This window comes from Corynebacterium sp. KPL2838 (genome assembly GCF_040225455.1).
GTDB classification, from domain to species: Bacteria; Actinomycetota; Actinomycetes; order Mycobacteriales; family Mycobacteriaceae; genus Corynebacterium; species Corynebacterium rhinophilum.
The window spans coordinates 37,654-63,402 of sequence record NZ_JBEHFT010000013.1 but is presented as its reverse complement, the minus strand read 5'-3'; the positions used below and the strand labels follow the sequence as shown (position 1 = coordinate 63,402).

Annotated in this window: 21 protein-coding genes; 11 read left to right on the top strand and 10 right to left on the bottom strand. The window is 61.3% G+C overall.

The window, feature by feature from the left end; translation table 11 throughout:
- Nucleotides 1-246: 246 nt before the first annotated feature.
- Together miaB and ABRP98_RS06280 are read left to right on the top strand one after the other, a co-directional pair.
- Nucleotides 247-1,773 (top strand): tRNA (N6-isopentenyl adenosine(37)-C2)-methylthiotransferase MiaB, encoded by a 1,527-nt coding sequence (gene miaB, locus ABRP98_RS06285; RefSeq protein ID WP_284769645.1) that lies wholly within the window; start codon nt 247-249, stop codon nt 1,771-1,773.
- Between the two features lie 23 nt (nt 1,774-1,796).
- Nucleotides 1,797-2,423 (top strand): Rv2732c family membrane protein, encoded by a 627-nt coding sequence (locus ABRP98_RS06280; RefSeq protein ID WP_284769646.1) that lies wholly within the window; start codon nt 1,797-1,799, stop codon nt 2,421-2,423.
- Here the strand turns inward: ABRP98_RS06280 and ABRP98_RS06275 are convergent.
- A complete protein-coding gene (locus ABRP98_RS06275) occupies nt 2,420-3,520 on the bottom strand; it encodes a GNAT family N-acetyltransferase (RefSeq protein ID WP_349858115.1) in 1,101 nt (366 codons plus the stop codon). The two genes, ABRP98_RS06280 and ABRP98_RS06275, sit on opposite strands and share 4 nt — an antisense overlap.
- Nucleotides 3,520-4,824 (bottom strand): DUF349 domain-containing protein, encoded by a 1,305-nt coding sequence (locus ABRP98_RS06270; protein ID WP_349858113.1) that lies wholly within the window; start codon nt 4,822-4,824, stop codon nt 3,520-3,522. Before ABRP98_RS06270 ends, ABRP98_RS06275 begins: the two co-directional genes overlap by 1 nt.
- Before the next feature lie 136 nt (nt 4,825-4,960).
- On the opposite strand from ABRP98_RS06270, the gene ABRP98_RS06265 reads away from it, so the two are divergent.
- From ABRP98_RS06265 to dapF, 3 genes are read left to right on the top strand one after another with little or no spacing between them, the layout of a single operon-like run.
- Entirely contained in the window at nt 4,961-5,581 is a 621-nt protein-coding gene (locus tag ABRP98_RS06265) for a hypothetical protein (RefSeq protein WP_349858112.1), read from the top strand.
- The gene (gene miaA, locus ABRP98_RS06260) at nt 5,563-6,462 is read left to right on the top strand and encodes a tRNA (adenosine(37)-N6)-dimethylallyltransferase MiaA (protein WP_349858111.1); all 900 of its coding nucleotides are present in this window, start codon (nt 5,563-5,565) and stop codon (nt 6,460-6,462) included. Before ABRP98_RS06265 ends, miaA begins: the two co-directional genes overlap by 19 nt.
- Before the next feature lie 10 nt (nt 6,463-6,472).
- Nucleotides 6,473-7,318: a diaminopimelate epimerase gene (gene dapF / locus ABRP98_RS06255; protein WP_349858109.1), complete on the top strand. Its 846-nt coding sequence runs from the start codon at nt 6,473-6,475 to the stop codon at nt 7,316-7,318.
- Nucleotides 7,319-7,323: 5 nt separating this feature from the next.
- On the opposite strand, the gene ABRP98_RS06250 is transcribed toward dapF, so the two are convergent.
- Complete coding sequence (locus ABRP98_RS06250; RefSeq protein ID WP_349858108.1) at nt 7,324-7,872, bottom strand: hypothetical protein; 549 nt, start codon at nt 7,870-7,872, stop codon at nt 7,324-7,326.
- 10 nt (nt 7,873-7,882) lie between these two features.
- Nucleotides 7,883-8,692, bottom strand: a complete 810-nt coding sequence (locus ABRP98_RS06245) for a hypothetical protein (protein WP_349858107.1) — start codon at nt 8,690-8,692, stop codon at nt 7,883-7,885.
- A gap of 75 nt (nt 8,693-8,767) precedes the next feature.
- Between ABRP98_RS06245 and hflX the strand changes: the two genes are divergently transcribed.
- From hflX to ABRP98_RS06230, 3 genes are all read left to right on the top strand, one after another.
- The gene (hflX, locus tag ABRP98_RS06240; protein ID WP_284796044.1) at nt 8,768-10,276 is read left to right on the top strand and encodes a GTPase HflX; all 1,509 of its coding nucleotides are present in this window, start codon (nt 8,768-8,770) and stop codon (nt 10,274-10,276) included.
- A 32-nt stretch (nt 10,277-10,308) separates the two neighbouring features.
- Nucleotides 10,309-11,589 carry a uracil-xanthine permease family protein gene (locus ABRP98_RS06235; protein ID WP_349858106.1) on the top strand — a complete coding sequence of 427 codons (1,281 nt, stop codon included), beginning with the start codon at nt 10,309-10,311 and terminating at the stop codon, nt 11,587-11,589.
- A gap of 126 nt (nt 11,590-11,715) precedes the next feature.
- Complete coding sequence (locus ABRP98_RS06230; protein ID WP_349858105.1) at nt 11,716-12,759, top strand: HNH endonuclease signature motif containing protein; 1,044 nt, start codon at nt 11,716-11,718, stop codon at nt 12,757-12,759.
- Nucleotides 12,760-12,888: 129 nt separating this feature from the next.
- Here ABRP98_RS06230 and ABRP98_RS06225 read toward each other — a convergent pair whose 3' ends face one another.
- Genes ABRP98_RS06225 through ABRP98_RS06215 form a run of 3 tightly spaced genes read right to left on the bottom strand, consistent with a single transcriptional unit; the run spans nt 12,889 to nt 16,294 of the window.
- Nucleotides 12,889-13,158 carry an HPr family phosphocarrier protein gene (locus ABRP98_RS06225; protein WP_349858103.1) on the bottom strand — a complete coding sequence of 90 codons (270 nt, stop codon included), beginning with the start codon at nt 13,156-13,158 and terminating at the stop codon, nt 12,889-12,891.
- Nucleotides 13,159-13,213: 55 nt separating this feature from the next.
- On the bottom strand, nt 13,214-15,313 hold the full coding sequence (locus ABRP98_RS06220; RefSeq protein ID WP_349858102.1) for a PTS fructose transporter subunit IIABC: 2,100 nt from the start codon (nt 15,311-15,313) through the stop codon (nt 13,214-13,216).
- An 18-nt stretch (nt 15,314-15,331) separates the two neighbouring features.
- Nucleotides 15,332-16,294, bottom strand: coding sequence for a 1-phosphofructokinase family hexose kinase (locus tag ABRP98_RS06215; protein ID WP_349858100.1), 963 nt, complete (start codon nt 16,292-16,294; stop codon nt 15,332-15,334).
- Between the two features lie 209 nt (nt 16,295-16,503).
- Between ABRP98_RS06215 and ptsP the strand changes: the two genes are divergently transcribed.
- Complete coding sequence (gene ptsP / locus ABRP98_RS06210) at nt 16,504-18,192, top strand: phosphoenolpyruvate--protein phosphotransferase (protein ID WP_349858098.1); 1,689 nt, start codon at nt 16,504-16,506, stop codon at nt 18,190-18,192.
- Nucleotides 18,193-18,261: 69 nt separating this feature from the next.
- Here the strand turns inward: ptsP and sugR are convergent, their stop codons facing one another.
- Together sugR and lexA are read right to left on the bottom strand one after the other, a co-directional pair.
- Nucleotides 18,262-19,044 (bottom strand): transcriptional regulator SugR, encoded by a 783-nt coding sequence (gene sugR, locus ABRP98_RS06205; protein WP_005278900.1) that lies wholly within the window; start codon nt 19,042-19,044, stop codon nt 18,262-18,264.
- A gap of 482 nt (nt 19,045-19,526) precedes the next feature.
- Complete coding sequence (gene lexA, locus ABRP98_RS06200) at nt 19,527-20,237, bottom strand: transcriptional repressor LexA (RefSeq protein WP_349858096.1); 711 nt, start codon at nt 20,235-20,237, stop codon at nt 19,527-19,529.
- A gap of 253 nt (nt 20,238-20,490) precedes the next feature.
- Between lexA and ABRP98_RS06195 the strand changes: the two genes are divergently transcribed.
- Nucleotides 20,491-20,895 carry a hypothetical protein gene (locus ABRP98_RS06195; RefSeq protein ID WP_139027189.1) on the top strand — a complete coding sequence of 135 codons (405 nt, stop codon included), beginning with the start codon at nt 20,491-20,493 and terminating at the stop codon, nt 20,893-20,895.
- 207 nt (nt 20,896-21,102) lie between these two features.
- Nucleotides 21,103-21,561: a transcriptional regulator NrdR gene (nrdR, locus tag ABRP98_RS06190; RefSeq protein ID WP_023017363.1), complete on the top strand. Its 459-nt coding sequence runs from the start codon at nt 21,103-21,105 to the stop codon at nt 21,559-21,561.
- Between the two features lie 192 nt (nt 21,562-21,753).
- Here the strand turns inward: nrdR and hrpA are convergent, their stop codons facing one another.
- Nucleotides 21,754-25,656, bottom strand: a complete 3,903-nt coding sequence (hrpA, locus tag ABRP98_RS06185) for an ATP-dependent RNA helicase HrpA (protein WP_349858093.1) — start codon at nt 25,654-25,656, stop codon at nt 21,754-21,756.
- Between the last annotated feature and the right edge of the window lie 93 nt (nt 25,657-25,749).

Genomic DNA, 25,749 nt, shown 5'->3' with positions numbered 1-25,749 from the left:
CCGCGTCCACAAAGTCCCTAGACTCCGAGTCCACAAAGTAGCTGGACTCCAAGTCCAAAAACCTCATGGACATAACACCGTACGCCTAGTGGGACACTAACCTAGGCACTAGCGCGCGCATCCCCACGCACAGCGGGTGCGCACCCTAACGCAGTGCACCACGCCCTGGTCTCATCTTCCAGCCTTCATGGGCGCCTAGCAGCGACAGTTATGAGTTGTTCTGGGTGATGGCTAGACTATGCCGACGTGGAGCAGACAATTCCTGAAACCCGTACCTATGAAGTCCGAACCTTCGGCTGCCAGATGAATGTGCACGATTCCGAGCGCATCTCTGGCCTGCTTGAGGAAGCTGGCTACGCGGCCGCAGACGAGGCCACGGAGCCGGATCTCATCGTCTTTAATACGTGCGCAGTCCGCGAAAACGCCGACAAGCGCCTGTACGGCACGCTGGGCGCATTGAAGAAGACGAAGGAGAACCACCCAGGCATGCAAATTGCCGTGGGCGGTTGCCTTGCGCAAAAGGATAAAGACACTGTCCTTGACAACGCACCGTGGGTGGATGCCGTCTTCGGCACCCACAATATGGCGGCATTGCCAACCCTCCTCGAGCGCGCCCGCCATAACGAGGAAGCCCAGGTAGAAATCGTCGATTCGCTAGAGGCGTTCCCCTCGGTTTTGCCCGCTAAGCGCGAATCCGCCTACGCGGGTTGGGTGTCGGTGTCCGTAGGCTGCAATAACACCTGCACTTTCTGCATCGTTCCCTCCCTGCGCGGTAAGGAAGAGGACCGCCGGCCGGGCGATATCCTGGCCGAGGTACAAGCGCTGGTGGACCAGGGCGTCTCTGAGGTCACCCTGCTGGGCCAAAACGTCAACGCCTATGGCGTGAATTTCGCCGATCCAGAAATGCCGCGCGATCGCTTCGCTTTCTCTAAGCTGCTGCGCGAGGTGGGAAAGATCGACGGCCTCGAGCGTCTGCGGTTTACCTCCCCGCACCCGGCAGAATTTACCTCGGATGTCATCGACGCCATGGCGGAAACCCCGGCGGTGTGCCCGCAGCTGCATATGCCGCTGCAGTCCGGCTCGGATAAGGTCTTGAAGGACATGCGCCGTTCCTACCGCACGAAGAAGTTTTTGCGCATTCTCGATGAAGTCCGCGAGAAGATTCCAAACGCGGCGATTACTACCGATATCATCGTCGGCTTCCCGGGCGAGACCGAAGAGGATTTCCAGGACACCATGGAGTTGGTTCGCCGCGCTCGCTTCGCCTCGGCGTTTACCTTCCAGTATTCCCCGCGCCCTGGCACCCCCGCGGCGGAGATGGAAAACCAAGTGCCTAAGGAAATCGTCCAGGATCGCTTCGAGCGGCTCGTTGCGCTGCAGGATAGCATCCAGGCAGAAGAGAATCAGAAGCTCGTGGGCACTGAGGTGGAGCTCTTGGTCCAGGCTGAAGGCGGGCGCAAGAACGATGAGACCCACCGCATGTCGGGGCGAGCCCGCGATGGGCGCCTCGTGCACTTTAGCCCCATCGACGACAACGGCGCGGATATCTCCGCCGAGATTCGCCCCGGCGACGTCGTGCGCACCAAGGTCACCGGTGCAGGCTCGTTCTTCTTGCTTGCCGATGCCGCAGTAGCCACCCACACCCGCACCAAGGCCGGCGACATGTCGGCGGCGGGCCAAACCCCCACTACCGCTCCCATTGGGGTGGGGTTGGGACTGCCGGGCATCGGCAAGCCCGCCGGCGCTGCCACAGCGGATTCCTGCGGCTGCTAACCGGGGGAGTAGGCTAGGGTGCCATGACAGAGCGAAATACCACCAGCGCCGCCCAGGAGGCGGCACAGGCGGAGCGCCGAGCAGCACAAACCATGGATCTGCGTGGGCAGAAGCTAACGCTGTGGATCGCTGTGGCGGCCTATATTGTCTACCTCATCGTTCCTTATGCCGGCTCTGCCCACGGGTGGCAGGTCCTGAGTTTTGGCACCACCGATGATGGGGTGAAGATCTCGCTGATGGAAACCGTCTCCGCGTGGCTCGCGCTACTCGGCGTGGGCGTGCTGACGACGGCGACCTTGCTGACCCGCCGCGCCACCCTCGGGCTGATTGCGTGGATGATGGTGACGGTTTCTTTCTTCGTCAACCTGTGGGGCTTTTGGTACCGCGGCTCCACCGCAGACGGCCCGGCCATTGGCATGTGGGTGGGCATGCTGGCCACCTTCCTGGCCTTCTTGGGCTTTAGCCTCGTCGCCCTGCGCCGCAGCCCGGAGCAACGCGCGGCCGAGGAGAAGGTCCGCGCCTCGGCGGGCCAGCTGGATGAGGTAGGCAAAATCCAGTCCGATATTGCGTCCCCACAGCCGCAGGAGATGCTTATCGATGACCGCCGCAAGAAGGCCGCCGAGCGCCACCGTCACCAGCAGGAGGGCTAAAGGTGCAGCTCCCAGGCTGAGGATTGGGAGATTTCCCGCGCCCCGAGCCGTGCGTATAGCGCGTTCATAGCTGCGTCACCGGCGGCGACGGAACAATAGCAGCGGCGCACCTGCGGCCACGCTCGGTTGACCTCGTGCAGGGCGGTGAGTTTTGCCAATTGCGCCAAGCCTTGCCAGCGGTGGTCGCGGTCGGTGACGGTGAGGGTCCATTCGCAGACCTCCGGATCCGCCGCCTCGTGGCGCGCCAGCTCGGTTAGCGCCACGATATCGCCGGCGTCATCAATGAGCGCTACGAGCAACGTATGTCCGCGCCGCGAACGCAGGCGTTGGTGCGCCTCCTCCAATCGCTGCCTAGACCAGACGATGGGTTCGGTAGACAGGGTGCCGGTATCGGCATCCGCGGAGGCGACCGTTAAAAGCCGCATGACATCGTCGATATATTCTTCCGGAATGGCGTAGTCCTGCCATACCGCGGCCGAAAGCCCGGGCGGAAATAGGGCAGCAGCCGGGTGCTCTGGAATATCGATGGCTAGTTGCCGCTCACTATGGCGCTGCGTAAAGCCCAGCGATTGGTAAGCTTCTGCCATCGCGTCATATTCCGGTGCCGTTCCCGGCGGATGCAGCAGACCCACGTGCGCGACGCTGCGGCCGAGCTGCTGGGCAATTTTTAAGGCTGTATCTCCCATCCATGTAGCCACTTTCTGCCCCTTGGTATCAAGAGGCTCACCGGGCAGCGGCAGATCGCACAGGACGCACTCGATTTCCGCGGCATTCCGCTCTTCTAGTAACGGCAAGCTGATGTGGATAAATCCCACATAGTCCAGTTCAGGACTCGGGGCCGTGGCGGGGATTTGCGGCAGACCAAGCTCGGATACAGGACCGAGCGTTATCGGCCCATCGACCACGGCGAAAAGATAGGTCTGCGATTCTCCTGACCCTTGCAGGCGGTGCACCACGCGGCTGGGAGAGGTAGACGCCGCCGCATCCCCGCTGGCTTCCTGCGCCGCCAAGTTAGCCCAGAAAACGAAGGACCGAATGCAATCCGCCGGTTCAGCCTCAGCTACCTGGGTCGGGCGCGCAATCTGTACGAGGTGCACTATTTATCGTTAACGGCATTGGCAGCGGCATCAGCAAATTCCTGCCATTGCTCCGCCTGCGCGCGCAGCTCCGCGGCCTTTTTCTCCTTGCCCTTAGCCTCCGCGGCCGCAGATTGGGCCTTAAAGTCTTCCACCTTGGCCTGGAACTGGGCTACGCGAGCTTGAGCTTCAGGGTCGGTGCGCCGCCATTCGGATTCCTCAGCCTGGGTGACGCGCTTTTCTAGCTGCTCAATCTTGGACTCGTACTCGCGGACTTGGTTGCGGGGTACAAATCCGATTTCCTCCCACTTTTCCTGCAGCTCGCGCAGCTTAGCCTTGGCCTTGTCCATGCTCTGGGACGGGTCGATTTGGCTATCATATTCCGCAAGCAGCGCATCTTTCGCCTTGGCGTTTTCGGCAAACTCGCGATCCCGTTCGTCGTTGACGGCATTGCGGGCATCAAAGAAGCGGTCCTGGGCCGCGCGGAACTTTGCCCACAGCTGGTCATCGACCTCGCGCGGGGCACGGCCGGCGGCCTTCCACTCCGCCATCAGGTCGCGGTAGGCGCGGGCGGTGGGGCCCCAATCGGTGGAATCTTGGATAGCCTCAGCGCGCTCGACCAGCTCTTCCTTTTTCTTTCGCGCTGCGGCACGGGCACGATCGAGCTCCGCAAAGTGTGAACCGCGGCGCCTATTAAAGGAATCACGGGCGCGAGAATAACGCTTCCACAGGCCGTCATCGGTCTGTTTATCGATGCCCTTAATCTGCTTCCACTCTTCCAAAATGGCGCGAATGCGGTCGCCCGCAGCCTTCCATTCCGTGGAGTTTTCGGCAATTTCTTCAGCCTCGGCGGTGAGCTTTTCCTTCGCAGCAATCGCGTCCTGCCGGCGCTTTTCCCTATCTGCCTGCGCTTGTTCCCCAGCCACTACGGAGTGATCGATGACCGCGCCCAGGCGGCGATCCAGCGCCGCGATATCGCCAATGACCGCGGCGGTAGGCAGGGTCTCGCGCAATTCCGCGGCGGTCTCTTTGATTCCTGCGGCTTCGCTGGGGTTGGCGCGCAGGCGAGCCTCCAAGAGTTCGATCTCGGTGGCTAGGTCGTCAAAGCGGGCGCCGAAGTGCTCGAGGCCCTCTTGCGCAGTACCTGCCTGCCACTCCCCAATCTTGCGCTCGCCCTCGGGGGCGGAAACGAAGACGCTACCATCGGCATCGACGCGCCCCCACTTGGCCGGATCGTTTTTGTTCGGTGATTGCACGGGGACGGGCTTGGCTGTGGGGCGGGGCCCCTTTTTGGGCATGGAACCTGGAGTAGGGGTGGGAGACATGGAAAGCCCTCCTAGACATATATCGCCGCGCGTCACGGCTGCCGGATGAAATCACTGGTTACATTACCGCGAAAAATCCCCGTGTGCCTAGAATCTATTTAATTACCTCCTCTTGGGTAGATAGTATGGAGGAATAATGTTCAATCTCATGGTTATGCCCGCCTCGCCGGCGCTGGCAGTCGAGCTAGCCCCCAATGACGCCGCCTCGCGGGCACTGCTCGCGGCGGCGCGCACGCTGGCGGTCGAAGCCGCGGCCGTCGGCATTAGCGAGGCAGAAATTATCGGATCCCGATCCTCACGCTGGCACACCCGCCACACCGGAAGCCTGCGCGCCTGGGGAGCCCCCCAAGTACACACGGGCGCCGGCAGCTACCTGCCAGAAATTATGGCCCGCTACGTTCTTTCCACGGTTCCACAGATAACGGTTCGAGATAGCCGCGATCACCTAGGTACACCAGCCCCTAAGGTCCTTAGCATTGTGGTCCTAGACGGTAGCGCGGGGCTTACCGAGAGGGCACCGCTGGCCCTCATCCCCGGCGCGCAGGAGACGCACCGGTGGTGCGAGGAGATGTTGATGGGGGCATCGACAAGCAGCGATGTCGAGTGGCTTCAGCAACGCGGCGTGGAAGAGCCGGAGCTCTGGCTGGAGCTTGCAGCCTGCACGCCCAAGTGCGCGCAGGTGAAGGCGGCGGATGCGACCCTTGGAGTGGGCCGCTACGTGGCAGGTTGGGAGGTTTCATGCGCCCCATCGCAGTAGTTGGCCCCACAGCCTCCGGTAAATCCGCGCTCGGGGTTGCCCTAGCCCATGAGCTCGATGGGGAAGTGGTCAATGTCGATTCCATGCAGTTATACCGCGGCATGGATATCGGGACCGCGAAGCTTTCCCCCGCAGAGCGCGAAGGTATTCCGCACCACCAGCTCGACGTCTGGGACGTGACGGAAACCGCTTCCGTGGCGCGTTATCAGCAGGCCGCCTTGCGCGATATCGAGGACATCATGTCCCGGCGCAAGACGCCCATCCTCGTCGGCGGATCGATGCTCTATGCCCAGGCATTGGTGGATGATTGGCAATTCCCGCCCACAGATCCGCAGGTGCGGGCCAAATACGAGGCCCGCCGCGCCGACATCGGAACGGACGCACTCCACACCGAGCTGGCGCGCGTCGATCCAGCTGCGGCCGCAATCATTGAGGATAAAGACCCTCGCCGCACCGTCCGGGCGCTGGAAGTCATCGAGCTGACCGGCAAGCCTTTTAAGGCCAGCCAGCCGCCGAAGAACGGCCCGCCCCGGTGGGGGATGCAGCTGCTGGGGCTGCGGACGGATAGCGAGTGGTTGAACCCGCGCATCGAAAAGCGCACGCGCCTCATGTTTGAGCAAGGCCTCGTCGAAGAAGTAGAGCGCCTGCAGGATAAGGGGCTTGTGGCCGATTCCACCGCGGGCCGCGCGATTGGCTATGCGCAGGTGCTACAAGCCCAGCGCGGCGAACTGACGTGGGAGGATGCGGTAGAACGCACGATTACTGGCACCCGCCGGTACGTGCGCCGCCAGCGTTCCTGGTTCAACCGCGATAAGCGCATTACCTGGCTCGATGCCGCGGGCGATACTACCGCCGAGGCTTTGCACGCGCTTCGGCGCTAGGGTAGAAGGCATGAAATTTGCCAAAGGCCATGGAACCGAAAATGACTTCGTCATCGTAGAAGACTTTGACGCCGAGGCGCCGCTCTCACCAGAGCGCGTGGCGGCGCTGTGTGACCGCCGGGCGGGCATCGGCGGCGATGGCCTGTTGCGCGTTGTGCGCGCCGGCGCCCTCGTGGACGCGGACGAGTTGGCGGCACTTCCGGACGGGGTGGATTCCGCCGATTGGTTCATGGATTACCGCAACGCCGATGGGTCCGTGGCGGAAATGTGCGGCAATGGCACCCGCGTCTTTGCCCACTGGCTGCGCTCGCACGACTTGGTAGGCGAGGACGCATTCACCATCGGTACCCGGGCGGGCGCCAAGCAGGTGACGGTGCATTCCTGTGACGCTACCGACGCTAGCGTCACCGTGGAGATGGGCCCCGCGCGCGTGACCGGGGTATCTACCGCGTCCGTGGACGGTGAGTCCTACGCCGGCCTCGGGGTGGATATGGGTAACCCACACCTCGCGGCCGTCATTCCGGGCTTGGAGTCAAGAGATTTGGCCGCCAAGGAACTCACGGCGCCGGTCTACGACGAGTCCTTCTTCCCGGGCGGGGTGAATTTTGAGCTGGTGACCCCGCTGCGGGAGGGGCACGTGCACATGCGCGTCTTCGAGCGCGGGGTTGGGGAGACGCGGTCGTGCGGTACGGGCACGGTCGCGGCAGCTACCGCCGCGCTTGCCGATGCCACCCAAGCCCTCGGCACTGTCCACGTCCACGTTCCCGGCGGCGAGGTTACCGTCGAGGTCTATGAGAACGGTACGCGCTTGACGGGCCCGTCCGCTATCGTCGCGACGGGCGAAACGAGCCTGTAGAAGCCTTAGTTTTCGTCGTCGATCTGCCGCGTGCGGTAATCCGGGCCGAGCCGGAAGGCCGCGCGGCGGGCCGCCAGCCACGATTCTTTTAGCTCGCGGGCGCGCTCATCGGTGACGCGGAGGAGGGCTTCCAAGTCCTGCGTGCGCATGCCGTGGGCGTGGATGCGGATATTGAGCCGGCGGAGAAAGCGGCGCGCCCCAGCTAATTCGTAGTGGAACGCATCGATGGCGGGGTGGGAACAGTCGAGGTCCAGCAGCGCGGGCCGGTACAGCGTGCGATCCGCCAGCGGCTCGGCCTCCGTGGACGTTTCGAATTCCTCGAATTCGGCGATGACGTCCTGGATATCGTCCGCCGAAAGCGAAATGGAGCTGCGCAGGGCCCTCCGTTCCGCGGTATCGGGGCGCGTGCGCAGCATAAACCACCCCGCGCCCACCAGCATGGCGGCGATGATGAGGCCGGGCAGTTTTAGCGTGGCAACAATCGCGATCGCGCAAAGGACCAGGAGGATAAAGACAAGTGTCCTCCGGTTTTGCGGATCGCTAAGGAAAGCCATGGCCTAAAATCTAGTGCCCGCCGCAGCCGCAACCGCCGGATCCACAACCGCATCCGCCATCGCCGCAGCCGCCAGACGGCATGTCAATAGCGGCGGTGAGCAGGGCCGTACCGGAGATTACGGTATCCTTGGCCGGCAATTCGCCACGGTCCGCCGGCAGGCAGAGATCGAAGGGGAATAGCCCGTCCATGACGAGGTGCGCGAACTTTTCGCCGGTGAGTTCATTGGTGCGCCATTCGGCTTCCATCACCCGGGCGGCAAAGGTAGCTGCGGGCGTGGGGGCCTGCGCGCCGGAGCCAGAGGCGATGACGCGTGCGCCTTCGGAGTCAAAAAGGGCGGGGTACTCACCGGTCTTGGCCTCGTAGGCAGAAGGGGAGTCGTAGGTGGTGATATCAAGCCCCATTGCGGTCAGCGATACCTGCTGCCACTCCTGGCGCGGTTCTTCTACCAACAGTGGACCCTGCGCGAGATTCGCCGTGACTTGAGCCAGCGGCGTGCCGAAGGGATCGATGATGTCCATGATCGCTAGCACGTCATTAAACATCTCCACGTGGGCAAAGCCCTGCGTGACCGCATCGAAACCAATAAAGGTGGCGTAGGGCTCTACCGCCAAGATATTAAGCTGGGCGCCCGAAGGATCGCCGTATTGGATGAGTTGGCCACCTCGGACCTCACCGGTGACGGCAAGGCGGTCCGTGGCGATGGCTGCCTCGACCGCGTCCTGCCAGCGTTCGAAATCCAAGCCGATGGCCTGCATTTCGGTATTCTTTTTCTGGGTAGTAGTCGTTGGCCTAGGCTGCGTGGTTTCCATAGGCACCATTGTATCGCTTTGTCCAGTACGCCCGGAAACCGCAATTCCCGTTTAGCCGCCTAACGTGCCAAAATAGATAGCAATATGAACAAATTTTCCCCGCAGAATTCTGATAGCTCCGCGAGCAAGGACGAACTTCTCGCCCAGGCCTTCCGCGACCACGCGGATACCCCGCAGGAAACCACGCCGACCAGCGGCGATCTAGATTTGGCCGAGCGCAACGCCTTCCGTCGCGTTACCCGCGACACCTCCATCCGCGCTGAGGACACCACCGATGGCTACGAGGTGGAGTACCGAAAACTGCGCCTCGAGCGCGTCATTCTCGTGGGCGTGTGGACCGAAGGCACCGTAGCGGAGGTCGAAGCCACGATGGATGAGCTGGCGGCCCTAACCGAAACCGCTGGTGCCGACGTCGTCGAAATGATCTACCAAAAGCGCGATAAACCCGACCCGGGCACCTTCATCGGCTCGGGCAAGGTAAAAGAGCTCCACGATATTGTCGAGGCCACCGGGGCCGATACCGTCGTGTGCGATGGTGAGCTGAACCCAGGCCAGCTCACGGCATTAGAGCGCGCGCTCAATACCAAGGTCATCGACCGCACCATGCTCATCTTGGACATCTTTGCCCAGCACGCAAAGTCCAAGGAAGGCAAGGCGCAGGTCTCGCTGGCGCAGCTGGAATACCTCTATACCCACACCCGCGGTTGGGGTGGCAACCTTTCGCGCCAGGCCGGTGGCCGCGCCGGTTCTAATGGCGGCGTGGGCCTGCGCGGTCCCGGTGAAACCAAGATCGAAACCGACCGCCGGCGCATCCGCACTGAAATGGCGCGCCTGCGCAAGGAATTGCGCGGGATGAAAACCGCCCGCGAGGTAAAGCGCTCTCGGCGCCAGTCCTCCACGATCGCCCAGATCGCCATTGCGGGCTATACCAACGCTGGCAAGTCCTCGCTCATTAATGCCATGACGAACGCGGGCGTGCTTGTGGAAGACGCACTTTTTGCCACCTTGGATCCCACCACGCGCCGCGCCTCGCTTGCCGATGGCCGCCAGGTCGTCTTCACCGATACCGTCGGCTTCGTCCGCCACCTGCCCACCCAGCTGGTGGAGGCCTTCAAATCCACCCTGGAAGAGGTGCTCGCCGCCGATATCATGCTGCACGTCGTCGACGGATCGGACCCGTTCCCGCTCAAGCAAATCGAGGCGGTCAATAAAGTCATCTACGATATCGTCAGCGAGACTGGTGAGCAGGCCCCGCCGGAAATCATCGTGATCAATAAGATCGACCAGGCCGATCCGCTCGTGCTCGCGGAGCTGCGCCACGTCCTGGATCATGAGGACGTCGTCTATGTTTCGGCGCGCACGGGGGAGGGCATCGACGAGCTGAGCGCGCGCGTGGAGCTCTTCCTCAACTCCCGCGATAGCCACGTTAAGCTGCAGGTTCCCTTCACCCGCGGCGATGTCGTCTCCCGCGTGCATGCCGAGGGCACCGTGCGCAGCGAGGAATATACCGAAAATGGCACGCTTGTCGATGTCCGCCTGCCCGCCACCACCGCCCGCGAGCTCGCCGAATTCATCGTGGACGACGATTCCTAAAATTCGTGCTCCATGGCCCATAATGGTGGTTCGTGAGCATACTAGGTTGGACCGTCTACGGCGACGGTAAGAAGATTGCACCAGGCGCCGTGGTCGCGCCCGAGGAACGTTTAAGCTGGGGCCGAACCATTGGCATCGGCATGCAGCATGTGGTGGCGATGTTTGGTGCCACGCTGCTGGTGCCCACCCTGACCGGATTTCCGGTCAATACCACGCTGCTATTTTCCGGCATCGGCACCATCCTCTTCCTGCTGATTACGCGCAATCGCCTGCCGTCCTACTTGGGCTCGTCGTTTGCTTTCATCGCTCCGCTGACAGCCTCGCAGCAATACGGGATTGCGGCGCAGGCCGGATCCATTCTGGTGACCGGTTTGGTGCTGGTGGCGGTCGGTATCGTGGTCAAGGCTGCCGGCAGGCGGGTGCTCGATGCTGTGATGCCACCGGCGGTTACCGGCGCCATCGTCGCGCTCATCGGTCTCAACCTGGCACCGAATGCGGCCGAAGACTTCGCCAGCCAGCCGTTGGTAGCAGGCATTACGCTGCTGGTTATTCTCTTGGCCACTGTGGCCGGGCGCGGCATGGTCTCGCGCCTATCCATCCTCATCGGAGTGGTCGTCGGCTGGATTTTCGCCGCCCTGACCGGCAACTTGGGCGAGGATGCCAAGGCCGCCATCGATGCCGCCCCGTGGGTAGGACTGCCCGAATTCCATGCCCCTGAGTTCCATCTTTCGGCCATCGCCGTGGCCCTGCCGGTGCTCGTGGTGCTGATTGCGGAAAACGTCGGGCACGTTAAGGCTGTCTCCGAGATGACCAACCGCGACTTAGACGATCTTGCCGGCGATGCGCTGATTGCCGATGGCCTCGCCTCCTCCCTCGCCGGCGGCTTCGGCGGCTCCGGTACCACGACTTATGCCGAGAATATCGGTGTCATGGCAGCTACGCGCGTGTATTCCACCGCCGCGTATTGGGTCGCCGCCCTCACCGCCATCTTGCTGGCCTTCGTCCCGAAATTCGGCGCATTGATTTTCACCATCCCCACCGGCGTGCTCGGCGGTGCCACGCTCGTGCTCTATGGGCTTATCGGCATGCTGGGCGTGCGCATCTGGATGGATAATGAGGTCAACTTCAATAACCCGGTGAACCTGACTGCAGCCGCGGTGGCCTTAATCGCGGGCATCGGCAACCTGACCCTGACCGTGGGCGGGGTGAGTCTGGAGGGCATCGCCTGGGGCTCTGTCGGCATCATTGTTGCGTATCCGATTATGAGGCGGTTGTACGAAACCGTGGGCGAAGGCCACGATGCTAAATACTAATTTCTGTGGATAACTTTGTTGACTCCGCCGCGAAATAGGGCCGTGGCGGCAGGCTGGGCCGCGTAATCCACAAGCTTTGATGTGCGCGGTCGCCGCGGCGCGCGATCCTGCGCTGTACTAGGTGGCATGAACGCACTCGACCGTTACCTATCTGCGCTCGGCCAAGGAATGGATATCATTGCTGCTGCCCAGGGCTTAAGCGAGCGCGAATTGATGCAACGCGGCGCCAGCGACATCGCCGCGCGCGATTTAGTGCACCTTTGCCAGGTCTATTTTGAACGCTGTGCCTTTAGTGCCAAGCAACGCACGGCGCGCTCGACAACGCACCCGCTTGACGTGCTCACCCTGATTGAAAAATTCGCGCTGCGAGCCCGGACCCAGCGCGATGCCTGGGCCATACGCTCTGAGTTATGCGAGTTTCGCGGAAGTGCCACGGCTTTGCGCAAGCGGGCGCGCGATCTATTGCGCGATGTGCAACCGCCTCGCACTCCCAAGAAGGGAGTGCGGATAACCCGCCGGCCCCGTGGACCGTGGTCGTTGACCATCACCGGGGAATCCGCCGATGTCGCCGATATGCACGCTGCCCTCGATAACCAGAGCCCACTGGAATCGGTCAAGTCCATCTTCTTTGGCGGGAAGGTTGGGGCGCGCACCACTGCGAGCACGCAGGTGGTCATCACCTTGGACGAGCTCGATCGCATCGTTGACGGCGATGGCGAGGAAATAACCCTGCAGCTCACCAATGGCTCGCGAATCAGCGGCGCTGACCTCGTGAGCCGGGTTTTAAGCGATCACGGATACATCACGCTTGTGCATCCCGTTGAAGGGCCGGTCAATTTGTACCGCACGTCCCGGTTCGCCAACGCGAAGCAGCGGTTGATGGCTGCCGCAGTCAATCCCGTATGTCCCTGGGAAAAGTGCAACTATCCTGCGGATGAGTGCCAGATCCACCACCTAGAAAGCTGGCAGCACGGTGGCAATACCAATGCCGCTAATCTCGCTACCTGCTGCCCGTACCACAACGGCGTTAACGACGATGACCCGAAGGCGCCACCGCGGCGCGGGCGATTGACCCGAATACAAGGAAAGGTTCGTTGGCTTCCTCCCTGGGCCACGCCTCCCGGAAGCCCTAACGGAAACGACCGGCCGACGACCGATGGCCGCAATTGAGTGCTGCACTAACGAGTTAAATCTGCTCACAGGGGTAGCGAAGAACTGCCTGCGGATCGCAAAAGCTCCCCGCCATCAAGGCGAGGAGCGTACGAATCGTGCTTAAACGCTAGTTATGAGCAGCAGCGTTTAGGAAGCATCAAGATCCTGCTCGATGAGGCCGGCGATCTTCTCAACGGCTCCTTCGTTGTCAGAGGTAACGGTGACCTCGTCGCCCTGCTCAGCACCGAGGGCCATGATCATCAGGGAAGAAGCGGCGTCGGTTTCGTTATCGTCATCTTCACCAACAAGGTTCAGGAAAATGTCCTCGTCGAATTCGCCGGCAGCGTCAGCAATGATGGAGGCAGGACGTGCGTGCAGTCCTACGGAGGAGCCGACCTTTACAGTCTTGGAAGCCATGGAATTTATCCTTTCTGTGGTTAATTTATCGTGATCCAGTGTACGAGTGTTTGGTTTATGCCGCCACGTTCTGGGAACTGGTCTTGGACTCTGGAGCAGCCTTTTGAGCAGCTTGCTGGACGGTTTTATTTGGCCAGAATTGCTTCATGGCCAAGACTGCGACGGTGGATACCGCCACGCCGGCAAGGATTGCGACCAGGTAAGCCCAGAACGGATCGATAGCGAAGGCGACGAAGACACCACCGTGCGGGGCACGGGACTCGACCGACAGCGCCATGGAGATAGCACCCGTCACGGCACCACCGGCCATCATAGAAGGGATGACGCGGAACGGATCGGCCGCGGCGAACGGAATGGCGCCTTCGGAGACGAAGGACAGGCCGAGCAGCCAGGCGGACTTACCGTTTTCCTGCTCAGCAGGAGTAAACAGTGACTTGCGAATGAAGGTTGCCAAGGACAGTGCGATGGGCGGAACCATGCCGGCGGCCATGACCGCGGCCATGATTTGCATGGAGGCTACATCGCCAGTGGACAAGCCCGCGGTGGCAAAGAGATAGGCGGCCTTGTTGACCGGGCCACCCAGGTCGACGCACATCATCAGGCCCAAGATGATGCCGAGCACTACGGCAGAAGACCCGGACATGGACGACAGCCAATCTTGCAGGCCCTCCATCAGCGCAGCCAGTGGGGCGCCCAGCAACAGGTACATCGCCAGGCCAACGACCAGGGAGGTCAAAAGCGGAATGATGACCACCGGCATGAGGGAACCGAGCCAGCGCGGGACTTTCCAATTGCCAATCCACAGGGCGATAAAGCCGGCCAACAAACCGGTCACCAGGCCACCGATAAAGCCCGCGTCGAGGGTTACGGCGATAGCACCGCCGACGAAGCCCGGCGCAATACCCGGGCGTCCGGCCAAAGCGTAGGCGATATAGCCAGAAAGTGCGGCGACAATAAAGCCCATCGCGGCCTGGCCAATGGCAAAGAGCACTGCGCCTATATAAAGCGAATAGCCGGAATGCTCGAACGACATCGTCTCGCCGTCGACGGTGATTTCATTGCCCGGCAGGTTGGACAGGGAGTAATTGGTGGAAAGTGCCTGCCAGCCATTGGCCATATCGGCGCCACCGAAGAGGAATCCGAGGGCGAGCAGCAGGCCGCCAGCGGCGACGAACGGCACCATGTAGGACACACCGGTCATAATCGCCTGCTGGATGCGCTTGCCCCAACCCAGCGACTGGCCCTCTTCTTCGGCGGAGGAAGAAGTAGCCGTGCCAGAAACCTTGCGGGCATTCGGGTTCTTTGCCGCCGCAATGGCTTCATCGAGCATCTTTCCGGGCTCGTTGATGGCGCGCTTGACACCGGATTCGATGACGGGTTTGCCCGCGAAGCGCTCCCGGTCGCGCACGCCGACGTCCGTGGCAAAGATGACGGCATCGGCAGCATCGATGGTGGACTGCGAGACCGATTCATTATTGGACGAGCCCTGGGTTTCGACGGTGAGATCGACGTCGTCGCGCTCGCCGGCGGTCTGGGTGAGGGCATCGGCAGCCATGTAGGTGTGCGCGATGCCGGTCGGGCAGGCCGTGATGGCAACGATGCGGGTAGCTTGTGCCGAGTCTCCCGCGCTTTCCGATGCCGCTTCCGCGGCCCCACCTGCAGCAGCCTCCGCGTTGTCCTGCTTTTTCTTCTTCGGCTTTTCCGCGTTGACGACGGCGAGGATTTCCTTGACGATTTCTTCCTTCGTCGTCGCGGTGCGCAGGGCCTCTAGGAAGTCCTTGCGCACGAGAGCGCGGGCGAGCTTGGAAAGAATCTGCAGGTGGGCCTTGCCGCCGCCAGCAGGTGCGGCGATGAGAAAGACTAACTGGGCATCGCCGTCGGGGCCGGAAAAATCCACGCCACGGGACAGGCGGGCGAAAGCCAACGTCGGCTCGGTGACGGCCTCGGAACGGCAGTGGGGGATGGCCACGCCGCCGGGCACGCCGGTGCCGGCCTTGGCTTCGCGGTCGATGGCGGGCTGGGCGAGGCCTTCGACCTCGGTTGCGCGCCCGGTATCGTGCACCAAGGTGGCGAGGTTTGTGATTACGGAATCGACGCTATCGCCGAAGTCGGCGTCGAGCGCTACCAGTTCGGTAGTGATGAGATCGGATGCCATGATGGAAGGCTCCCTTAGTTATAGAGCGGAAATGGAGGTATGGGCGGTATCGAGTTCTTCGGGACAGGGGAATTGGGTGCCGGGTTTGGCGGCCGCGGCGGTGCCATAAGCCACCGAGAGTGCGAGGGAATCTGCTGGGCCTTGCCCCTGCGTGCGCCCCAGTAGGTATCCGGCCAATGCGGCATCACCTGCGCCAACGGTCGATTTCACCGTGACGGGAGGCGGGGTGGCAGCCCATGCGCCGTCTGCGTTTACCAGCACGGCGCCGGCGCCGCCGAGGGTGACAAGGACTTCCTTGATGCCGCGCTTTACAACATCCCTTGCAGCCTCCACGACCGGGCTATAATCCCCGGCCGCAGCGGCGCGCTCGAGGGCGAGGCCATCCTGACCGGTGAGCTGCCCCAGTTCGAAGCCGTTGGGTTTGATGAGGTCTGGGGCTGCGGAATCGAGCTGCTCGGCGATGGCCTTCATCGGGGCATCGGAGGTATCGACGGCGATGCGCGCCTGCGGGGCGGCAGTGCGGATTTCCTTGATGAGGTCGGTATACCACCCGGCGTCAACACCCTTGGGCAGCGATCCGGCAAGGGCCACCCAATCGGCGGATTCGGCGTGGTGGGTAAGGGTGGCGATGAGGTGGTCTTGGGTGGCATCGGAAAGCAGCGGGCCAGGGCCGTTGACCTTAGTGGTCGTGCCATCTGGCTCGGTGATGGTGGTATTGACGCGGACGCCACCGTCCATGTCCACGTGGACGTAGGGGAGGTGGACCTCCTGGATGAGGTTGATGAATGGATCGGCCGCGCGGGCGGGGAAGAGGGCGAGGGTTTCTTTCCCGGCGAGGTGAACCGCGTGGGCGACGTTGACGCCTTTACCGCCGGCAACCTGGGTAACACTGGCGGCGCGGTGGACATCGCCTGAGGTCAGTTGCTGATTGAGCGCCAGGGTGGCGTCAATGCTTGGGTTTGGGGTGAGCGTGAGGATCATCGAGAACTTATCCCTTTCGCAGAGTGCGTATATTGGGGGCCACACGCAGTCGGTCCGGTTGAAACTCGCGCTTAAGCCCGCCATTAATGTTTATTCTTGCCCGATTGTGTTGGAAAGTCAACAGAAACCGTGTGGCATACATTGCATTTCTGTTGGATTTGTGATGATCTGGAAATAAATAAGCCGCTATCTTCGAAGGAAGTATCGCCATGGAAAATACGCTTCAGTCCACTGTTAAAGGAACCGGCGTTGTCGCTGGAGTTGCCTATGCAGAAGCCGTATGGGTGCGCCCCCGGCCGGACCTGCCTACTGAAGGAAGTATTGACCAAGAGGCCAGCAGCGAAGCCGAATACGATCGCTTCCTCGAGGCAGTCGATATCGTTGCCAGCCGCTTGGAAAACCGCGCCGCAGCCGCGGAGGGCCAAGCCTCGGAAGTGCTGACCGCAACCGCCGGCATGGTCAAGGACCGCGGCTGGCACAAGGCCGTGCGCAAGAACATCCGATCCGGCAAGAATGCCGAGTTCGCCACGGTGGGAGCCACGGACAAGTTCGTCACCATGTTTGAGGCGGCCGGCGGCGTTATGGCTGAGCGCACCACCGATCTGAAGGACGTGCGCGACCGCGTCATCGCCCAGCTGCGCGGCGAGCAGGAGCCCGGTTTGCCCATGGTGGAAGGCCAAGCGGTACTTTTTGCCGATGACCTTGCGCCTGCCGATACCGCCACCCTGGATACCGCACATATCCGCGCGCTCGTTACCGAGTTGGGCGGGCCCACCAGCCACACCGCGATCATCGCTCGCCAGCTCGATATTCCGTGCATCGTTGCCGTGGGAAACAAGCTGCGCGAGATTGAAAGCGGCACGCTCGTCTTCGTCGACGGTGCGCTTGGAACCGTGACGCTGGGCGCGGACGAGGCAGAATCCACCAAGGCGGTCGAAGAATATCGCGAGCGCGCCGCCCGCGTTGCCGAATGGACTGGACCAGCGCAAACCAAGGACGGCCACCGCGTGCAGCTTTTGGCCAACGTGGCCGACGGCAACGCCGCCCGCATTGCCTCCGACTCGCAGGCAGAGGGGATTGGCCTCTACCGCACGGAGCTGTCGTTTCTGTCCGCGAGCGAGGAGCCTTCCGTTGACGAGCAGGCAAAGATTTACAGAAAGGTCTTCAACGCCTACCCCGATTCCAAGGTCGTGGTGCGCACCTTGGATGCTGGCTCCGATAAGCCGATTTCTTATGCCACGCTGTCCTCTGAGGAGAACCCGGCATTGGGTGTGCGCGGCCTGCGCATTGCCCGCGATAATGAGTCCCTGTTGACGCGCCAGTTGGACGCCATCGCCCAGGCCGCGGAGTCCCGCGGCGACGATGCCGAAACCTGGGTCATGGCACCGATGGTGGCGACGTCGAAGGAAGCCCAGTGGTTTGCGGAGCTGTGCCGGGAGCGCGGCCTGACCGCGGGCGCGATGATTGAGGTGCCCGCAGCAGCGCTGATGGCAGATAAGATCATGCCGCATCTGGACTTCGTATCCATCGGCACCAATGACCTCACCCAGTACACGATGGCCGCTGACCGCCTGTCACCGCAGCTTGCGTACCTCACCGACCCCTGGCAGCCGGCCGTGCTGCGGCTTATCCAGCACACCTGCATTGCGGGGCACGAATACAACGTACCGGTTGGCGTGTGCGGCGAGGCCGCGGCCGATCCGCTATTGGCCTGCGTATTGACCGGCCTAGGCGTCAACTCCTTGTCTGCTGCATCGACCGCAGTCGCCGGCGTTGGTGCCCAATTGGCCGAGCTGACCTTTGACCAGTGCCAACAGCTTGCCGATGCCGCCCTCAACTCCGAAGGCCCCTCCGCCGCCCGCGCCGCAGCGATGGAGCAGATAGAAAAGTTCAACTAACGGCATAGAGCTTCGCCCTCCCTACCTAGGTGTCAAGGTAGGGAGGGCGAAGTCGTGCGCATGCTGGAGCTATTCGCTGGCGAGCACGACATCGATCTCTCGCTCGCGCAGGGCATCGACGAAGGATTCCGGCGCGCCGGAATCGGTGATGACGACATCGATATCTGCAATGGAGGCGAAGCTCACCAAGTAGTCGTTGCCCAATTTGCTGGAATCACACATGACCACGACCTTGTGGGCATTCGTGACGAAGGCGGATTTGATGGCTGCTTCTTGGGAATCGGCCGTCGACAAGCCGTGATCGAGGGTCAACGCATTGGTACCGATGAAGGCGACATCGGCGCGCATGAGCGCCATGGTGCGCAGGGCGGTATCGCCGACGACGGCCTGGGTGATAGCGCGTACGGTCCCGCCGAGGAGCTGGACATCGGGAACGCCGCTATTGGCTAGCGACAGTGCGATGGGCAGGCTATTGGAGACGATATTGAACTGCGCCTGCGGGTATTGCTGGCTAATGAGCTCGGCAAAGGTATTAATCGTGGTGCCGGCGTCCAGGAATATGCTGCCGCCGCCAGGGGGAAGGAAGTCGAGCGCGGCGTGCGCGATGGCGGCCTTGGCCCCAGATGCGGAACGCTGGCGGGTATCGAGGGTGAGCTCCGCGGTCTGGAAGGCTTGGGAAGCCACGGCGCCGCCGTGAACGCGGTGGACAACGCCCTCACGATCCAGTACGGCTAGGTCGCGCCGAATGGTTTCAGCAGTCACCTCGAAACGCTCTGATAAATCGGTTACGTTAACGCGACCCTCAACTGCAGTTTGGGACGCGATCTGGCGGCGTCGCTCCTCTGCGTACACGGACCCTCCTTGCTCCTCGCCTTCGGCCGGGCGGTTACTCCATCTGCGAATGCAGGCGCTCGGTGAAAGCTAACTGATGTGGGATTTCTCCCTCCATTGTGTCAAAATTCGGCGGTAATCGGACGAAAACAAAAATTAAGGTGTGCGCTGTTGTCTGGTTTGGGATAAAAGCGCAGGTCAGTCAGCTTTATTTGCCCTAGTTGAAAGCCAACCCTAGTAGCGCTTAACTTACGGATCCGTTATTTCGGGGGTGCTTTCTCAATAAACCCCGCGCGCTTAAGTTGGCTTTTTGGGGCGCGATTGCGAGGCAGAAAGGCGCGGAATGCGTTAAAAATCGTATGGCCCTGCTCCCTATGCGGGGAACAGGGCAGCGTACGAAGTGCAAAGAGCGGGTTTCAAGAAAGCGGGCGCAGAGTGTCGGCGGCGACAACAACCGCAGGCGAACACCCGCGTGCGGCTTGGTTAAAGTAGCTGGCCGGGGCCTAGAGTTTGCGGAAGACGGATACTACCTTGCCCATAATTTCCGCATCATCGCCGTTGATGGGCGGATAGGCATCGTTGTGCGGAAGGAGCCATACGCCAGAGGAATCGCGGTGGAATTCCTTGACGGTGGCCTCGGAGCCATCGAGAAGCGCGGCGACAAACTCGCCTTCCTCAGCCACCGATTGCGACCGGATGATGACCCAGTCGCCGTTGAGGATGCCGGCATTCTGCATGGAATCGCCCACGACCTGCAGCATATAAAGCTCTCCTCCGCCGACGACCTCGTCTGGCATGGGGAAATACGTGTCGATATTTTCCTCTGCAGTGATTGGTGCACCGGCGGCGATGCGGCCAACGACGGGAATATAAGCTACGGCGGCAGACTCTTCAGGGCCGCGGGCAGAGGTATCGGGGACGTCCTTAGCCTTGCGGCCCGGCTTCTTTTCGGCGTCGTCAGTGTTGAGGTGGCGTACGTCGACCGCGCGGGGTTTATTGGGATCACGGCGCAAGAAGCCCTTTTCCTCCAGTTGCTTGAGCTGATAGGCCACGGACGAGGTGGATTGCAGGCCGGCGGCGTCACCAATTTCGCGGATGCTGGGCGGGTAACCGCGGAGCATCACTGCATCGCTGATGACGTTAAGGATGCGGCGTTGCCTTTCGGAAAGGGAGGCGTAATCGTTCTTTGCGGTGCTTGCTTTCTTGCGGCCCATGTGCGGCTCCTAGCTAAGGGGTCTGAGGTTCTGCGTTCGTAGCTTGAAAAGGGACTGGGTGACACCTGCGTGCCATAACTCATTTGTAGCACGAAAAGTACAAGCGTTCGAGATTTACGCGAAAAACTGGACAGGTTTTCGAAGTGGTGCTATAAATCGAACATAGAAACAATCTCGAACACAGGAGCGACATTGAGCTCTTGTTGTGTCAAGGGACCGCTTTAGACTTACGGCGGTCGTCGAAAGGAAAGCAATGTCTCAACTACTTCACTCTCGCAATAACATGGTCAAACAGCGCGCGGCACGTCCACAGATCGTCCCTTCAGCCGCTATTTGGGATATTGATGATCAAAGCTGGGGCGTGCAGCATTCTCCTTCCGAAAAGGGGGAAATCAGGACTTTAAATTCCGTATATCGAACGAATCGTGAAGGTTATTCGAATACGTGGACTGATGAACGTTCCTTACCTGATTTCGCGAACAGGCCGATGAAAGAAGACGATGCGCATAGTTCGCGCAAGAATTACCTCCTCGGTGCAGTATTTGGTGCTGCCGTATTTTTCGGCACGGTTGCCGGCGGGCTGATGGGTACGAGCGCTGAAACGCCGACTGATCCTGGCGCTTCGGTACAGCAAGTAGAAGCAGCGATCGGTCAGTAGTGCTGCGTGTACTAAAGCAGGCACTTCGGGGGTTTAAGGCTTAGAGCCTTTTAGGCAGCAGCTTGTCTTCCCGGCCGCAGATAAGGCCCGCTTGCTTCACGGAGACAGGGACTCGAGCAGGAGGAGTCTGGCGCAATGGTGTCAGGTTTTTGGCTTGGCCGTGGGAGGTAAACTAAACCGAGAAGCTAAATTAGCGAAAGGACTAGTGTGTACTGCCCGTTTTGCCATAACGAACAATCCCGCGTTATTGACTCGCGCGTGGTTGATGCCGGCGCATCGATACGGCGCCGGCGGGAGTGTGCTTCCTGTAAGGGACGCTTCACCACTGTGGAAAAGGCCGTACTGCTGGTTGTTAAGAGAAATGGCCTCGCTGAGCCATTTAGCCGGGATAAACTCATTCGGGGGGTTAGGCGCGCATGCCAGGGTCGCGACGTTAGCGATGATGCCTTAAAAAAGTTGGCCCAAGAGGTTGAGGAAACGGTGCGGGGGCACGGGTCCTCGCAGGTAAACGCCAACGAAATCGGGCTAGCGATCCTTGAGCCGCTGCGTGACCTAGACGAGGTTGCATATCTGCGCTTTGCCTCGGTGTATAAATCATTCGAGAGCGCGGATGACTTTGAATCGGAGATTCGTTTGATGCGGCGGCGCGATCGCGGGGACCTTTAAACTGAGCAGTGTAGGACGATTTCTCAGCAGTTATACAACCGTTCTTGCGCAGGATCGGAGCAGCCTTAACTGGCCTTTTGGGTGCATGGTTTCGCTAGGGCCTGCCCAAGGTTCACGCCGCCGGCGGCCGAGTAAGCAGATTTTTAGCTTAGGTATGGCCGGCCGGGCGGCGGGAACGTGAGGTTGGGGTGACTAGCGCAATTTATCCACTGCCTTTTGGATCCTCCGCAGGGACACCGCGTGCGCCGTGCCGAGGCGCTGGGCAAATAGCGAGACCCGCAATTCCTCGATCATCCAGTGGATGTCCTTGACCTCGCGTGTCTTTTCGCGACCCGCGGGAAGGTTGCGCATCCGGTTTGCCAGGTAGGCCTTGGCGTTATCGACCTCGGCCTGGCAGTCGGCATCGCGATCCGGATCGAGCGACATGTCCTCCAGACGGATGCGCATTGCCTGAATATAGCGGGGAAGGTGGCGCAGGTGCGCGGATCCGTGCACGGTGATGGCATTCGGCGGAAGAAGGAACGCGAGTTGCTTTTCCATATCGTCGATGGCGGGACCATCCCACTGGGAAAGCTCGGCGCGGAGGTTGGAGTACTCAGCCAAGCCAGGCGCGATCGAGACGATTGATTGTCGCACGCGGCCGGGAACCTGCGGTTTCACGGTATCCTTGAGCTCGGAAAATGCCTCTGGCGAGCGCACGGGGCCGCCGGCCTCGAGCATGAGGTCGCGGATCGCCGCGACGCGGGCGTCATTGACCAGCCCGTCGGCGCCGCCATGCGGATAAGAATCCACGGCGACGCGCTGCTGCAAGGGAAGCCCCTTGACCATTTGCGCGGTCGAGACGGAAATTTCGCGCATCAAAAGCGTGAGGGTGGTAGTGACCATGGCGGCATCGGCAGCTGCCTTGGTGGGATGAACCTTAAGCTCAACGCCTTCCTTGGTGGCCACCAACGCTGGGTAAGCGGTGACCTCGTGGCCATCGACGGTGGTGGTGATGGTCTCGTCAACGGTGCCGAGGGTATCGTCGGTCCACTCGCTGACCGCGGTGGATTCTGCGGTGCGGCTTACCCGTGAGACGGACGATTTAATGTGGCCGGCCTGGCGCTCGCGCAGGGCGGCAAGGTCCCTATCGGAATCGATGATGGTGCCACTCTTGTCGATGGCCGCGTAGTTCATCCGCAAATGATCCGGCAGCTTGTCCGGTTGGAAGTCGGAGGCGTTGATGCCGTGCCCGCCGAGCTCGCGCAGGACATCGGCAAGCTGCTGGGTAAGGGGGCCTTCGAAGGGGATGAGGCGTTCCATGGCGCGCTCGGCAAATTCCGGGGCGGGCACGACGGTGCGCCGTAGGGCCTTGGGAAGGGAACGAATAAGTTCGTTGACGAGCTCGAATCGCAGGCCGGGGACGAGCCAATCGAAGCCTTCGGTATCAAGCCCGGCAAGCATGGGCACAGGCACCATCACGGTGACGCCATCGAGCGGGTCGCCGGGTTCGAATTTATAGGCCAGCTCGTAATCGATGGAGCCCTTGCGCCAGTGATCGGGGAAGGAGACTTCGGTGACGTCGTGGGAGTCATCGACAAGCGTGGCTGGATCGAAATTCAGCAGATCGGGTTCCTGGCGGCGCTTTTTCTTCCACCAGGAATCGAAATGGCGGCCCGTGGTGACCTTGGCGGGAATGCGCTGGTCATAGAAATCAAAGAGGGTATCCTCATCCACGATGAGGCCGCGGCGGCGGGCCTTTTCCTCGTATTCGGCCGCCTCATCAAGGGCCTGCGCGTTTGCCTTGAGGAATTCGTGGTGCGCATTCCACTCGCCGGCGATAAGCGCATTGCGGATGAACATATCGCGCGCCGCGACGGGGTCCACGCGGTGATAAGGCACGGTGCGGTCCGCGACGATGGGCACACCGTAGAGCGTGGACTTCTGGTGCGCGATGGCGGCCGCGCGCTTGCGGGACCACGTGGGATCGGAATAGTTGTGCTTGAGCAGGTCCGCGCCGAGCTTTTCCACCCAGGCCGGATCGATGGCGGCAACGTCGCGTGCCCAAAGCCGAGAGGTTTCGACGAGCTCTGCCGCCATGACGAACTCGGGTGGCTTTTTGGCCAAGGCGGAGCCTGGAAAGACAAGGAAGCGGGTATTGCGCGCGCCGTGGAACTCCTTGGAATTGCCGTCGCGGGCGCCGATATTGGACAGCAGGCCAGATAGCAGCGCGATGTGAATATCGTCGGAGCGGCGTTCGGTGCCTTCTTGGTAATCCCACCCCAGCTGCTTGGAGACGTCTTTGAGCTGGCGGACCAGGTCGAACCACTCGCGGATGCGCATGTAGTGGAGGAACTCCTGCTTCATGCGCTTGCGGAACTTATTGCCCGATTGCTCATTGCGGGTCTGCTTGATGTAATCCCACAACTTCAGCATGGACAAAAAGTCAGAGGTTTTGTCCTTAAAACGCGCGTGCGCCTGATCGGCTTGCGCTTGGTACTCCAGCGGGCGTTCGCGCACGTCTTGGATGGTCATGGCGGCAACAATGACGATGACATCGTGGAGGCAGCCGTTGGTATGGGCCTCGATAAGCATGCGCGCCATGCGCGGATCGAGTGGGATGCGAGCCAAGTTGCGGCCGGTTTCGGTCAGCGCCGGTTTCTTGTGCTTGTCCTGGAGCGCACCGAGCTCGTGGAGGAGGTTGAGGCCATCGCGAATGGCCTTGAACTCGGGTGGCTGGAGGAAGGGGAATTGCTCGATATCGCCGAGCTTGAGCGAGACCATCTGCAAAATGACGCTGGCCAGGTTGGTGCGCAGGATTTCCGGATCAGTAAATTCCGGGCGGCTTTGAAAATCTTGCTCGCTATAGAGACGGATGGCGATGCCATCGGCGACGCGGCCGCACCTACCGGAGCGCTGGTTGGCAGAGGCCTGCGAAATGGGCTCGATGGGCAGGCGTTGCACCTTGGTGCGCGTGGAATAGCGCGAGATTCGCGCGGTGCCTGTATCCACGACGTAGCGGATTCCGGGTACGGTCAGCGAGGTTTCGGCGATATTGGTGGCCAAAACGATGCGCCTTCCGCGGTGATTGCTAAATACGCGGTGCTGTTCCTGGTTGGATAGGCGCCCGAAGAGGGGCGCGACCTCGACGTTTTTCCATTTTTTGGCCTCGATTGTTTCCATGGCATCGCGGATATCGCGCTCGCCTGGGAAAAAACAAAGGATATCGCCGTCGCCTTCTGCCATGAGCTCCTCGATGGCCTCGGTTAAGCCATCGAGCGGGTCTTGATCCACCAGCTTTCCACCGGCCTCGAATTCGAGGGGGCGGTAGCGAATTTCTACTGGGTACGTGCGTCCAGAGACCTCAATGATGGGCGCGGGAGTGCCATCGGGTTGGGCGAAGTGCTCGGCAAAGCTTTCCGGATCGATGGTTGCGGAGGTAATGATCACCTTGAGATCGGGCCGCTTGGGCAGCAGCCGCTTGAGATATCCCAAGAGGAAGTCGATATTCAAAGAGCGCTCGTGTGCTTCATCGATAATGATGGTGTCGTATTTATTAAGGAAGCGATCGCGCTGCATTTCCGCGAGCAGGATTCCGTCCGTCATGAGTTTTACGGCGGTGGTATCAGAAACCTGGTCATCGAAGCGGATGGCGTAGCCTACCGATTCCCCGATATCTTGGTCCAGCTCGGAGGCGATGCGCTCGGCGACGGTCCGCGCGGCGATGCGGCGCGGCTGGGTGTGGCCGATAAGTCCGCGGCGACCCCGGCCGATGTCGAGGCAGATCTTGGGGATCTGCGTGGTCTTACCAGAACCGGTTTCGCCGGCGATGATGACGACCTGGTTTTTTTCAATCGCGGCGGCGATATCGTCCTTGCGGGCGCTGACCGGCAGGGAATCGGGGTAGGTGAGTGGGGGAACGGCGGCATCGACAAGCGCGAGGCGATCTGCGGCAGCCTGGATATCCTGGCCGATTTCGCGCAGGGCCTTGGGGGCGCGTGCCTTCGATAGGCGGCGCCGGAAGCTGCGGGCCTCGGCGATGGTGACGTTGTCTAATGCTGCAAAAAGTTCATCGCGGCTAGGGGCCTGCGACGTCGTGGTTTCATGCTGTGTCATGGCTAATTTACGAGCTTACCCCGGTTACGTAGAGTGGAAAAAGTTGCTATTGTGAAAATACTTATCGCAACGATACTTTTCTCGTTGCGCCCA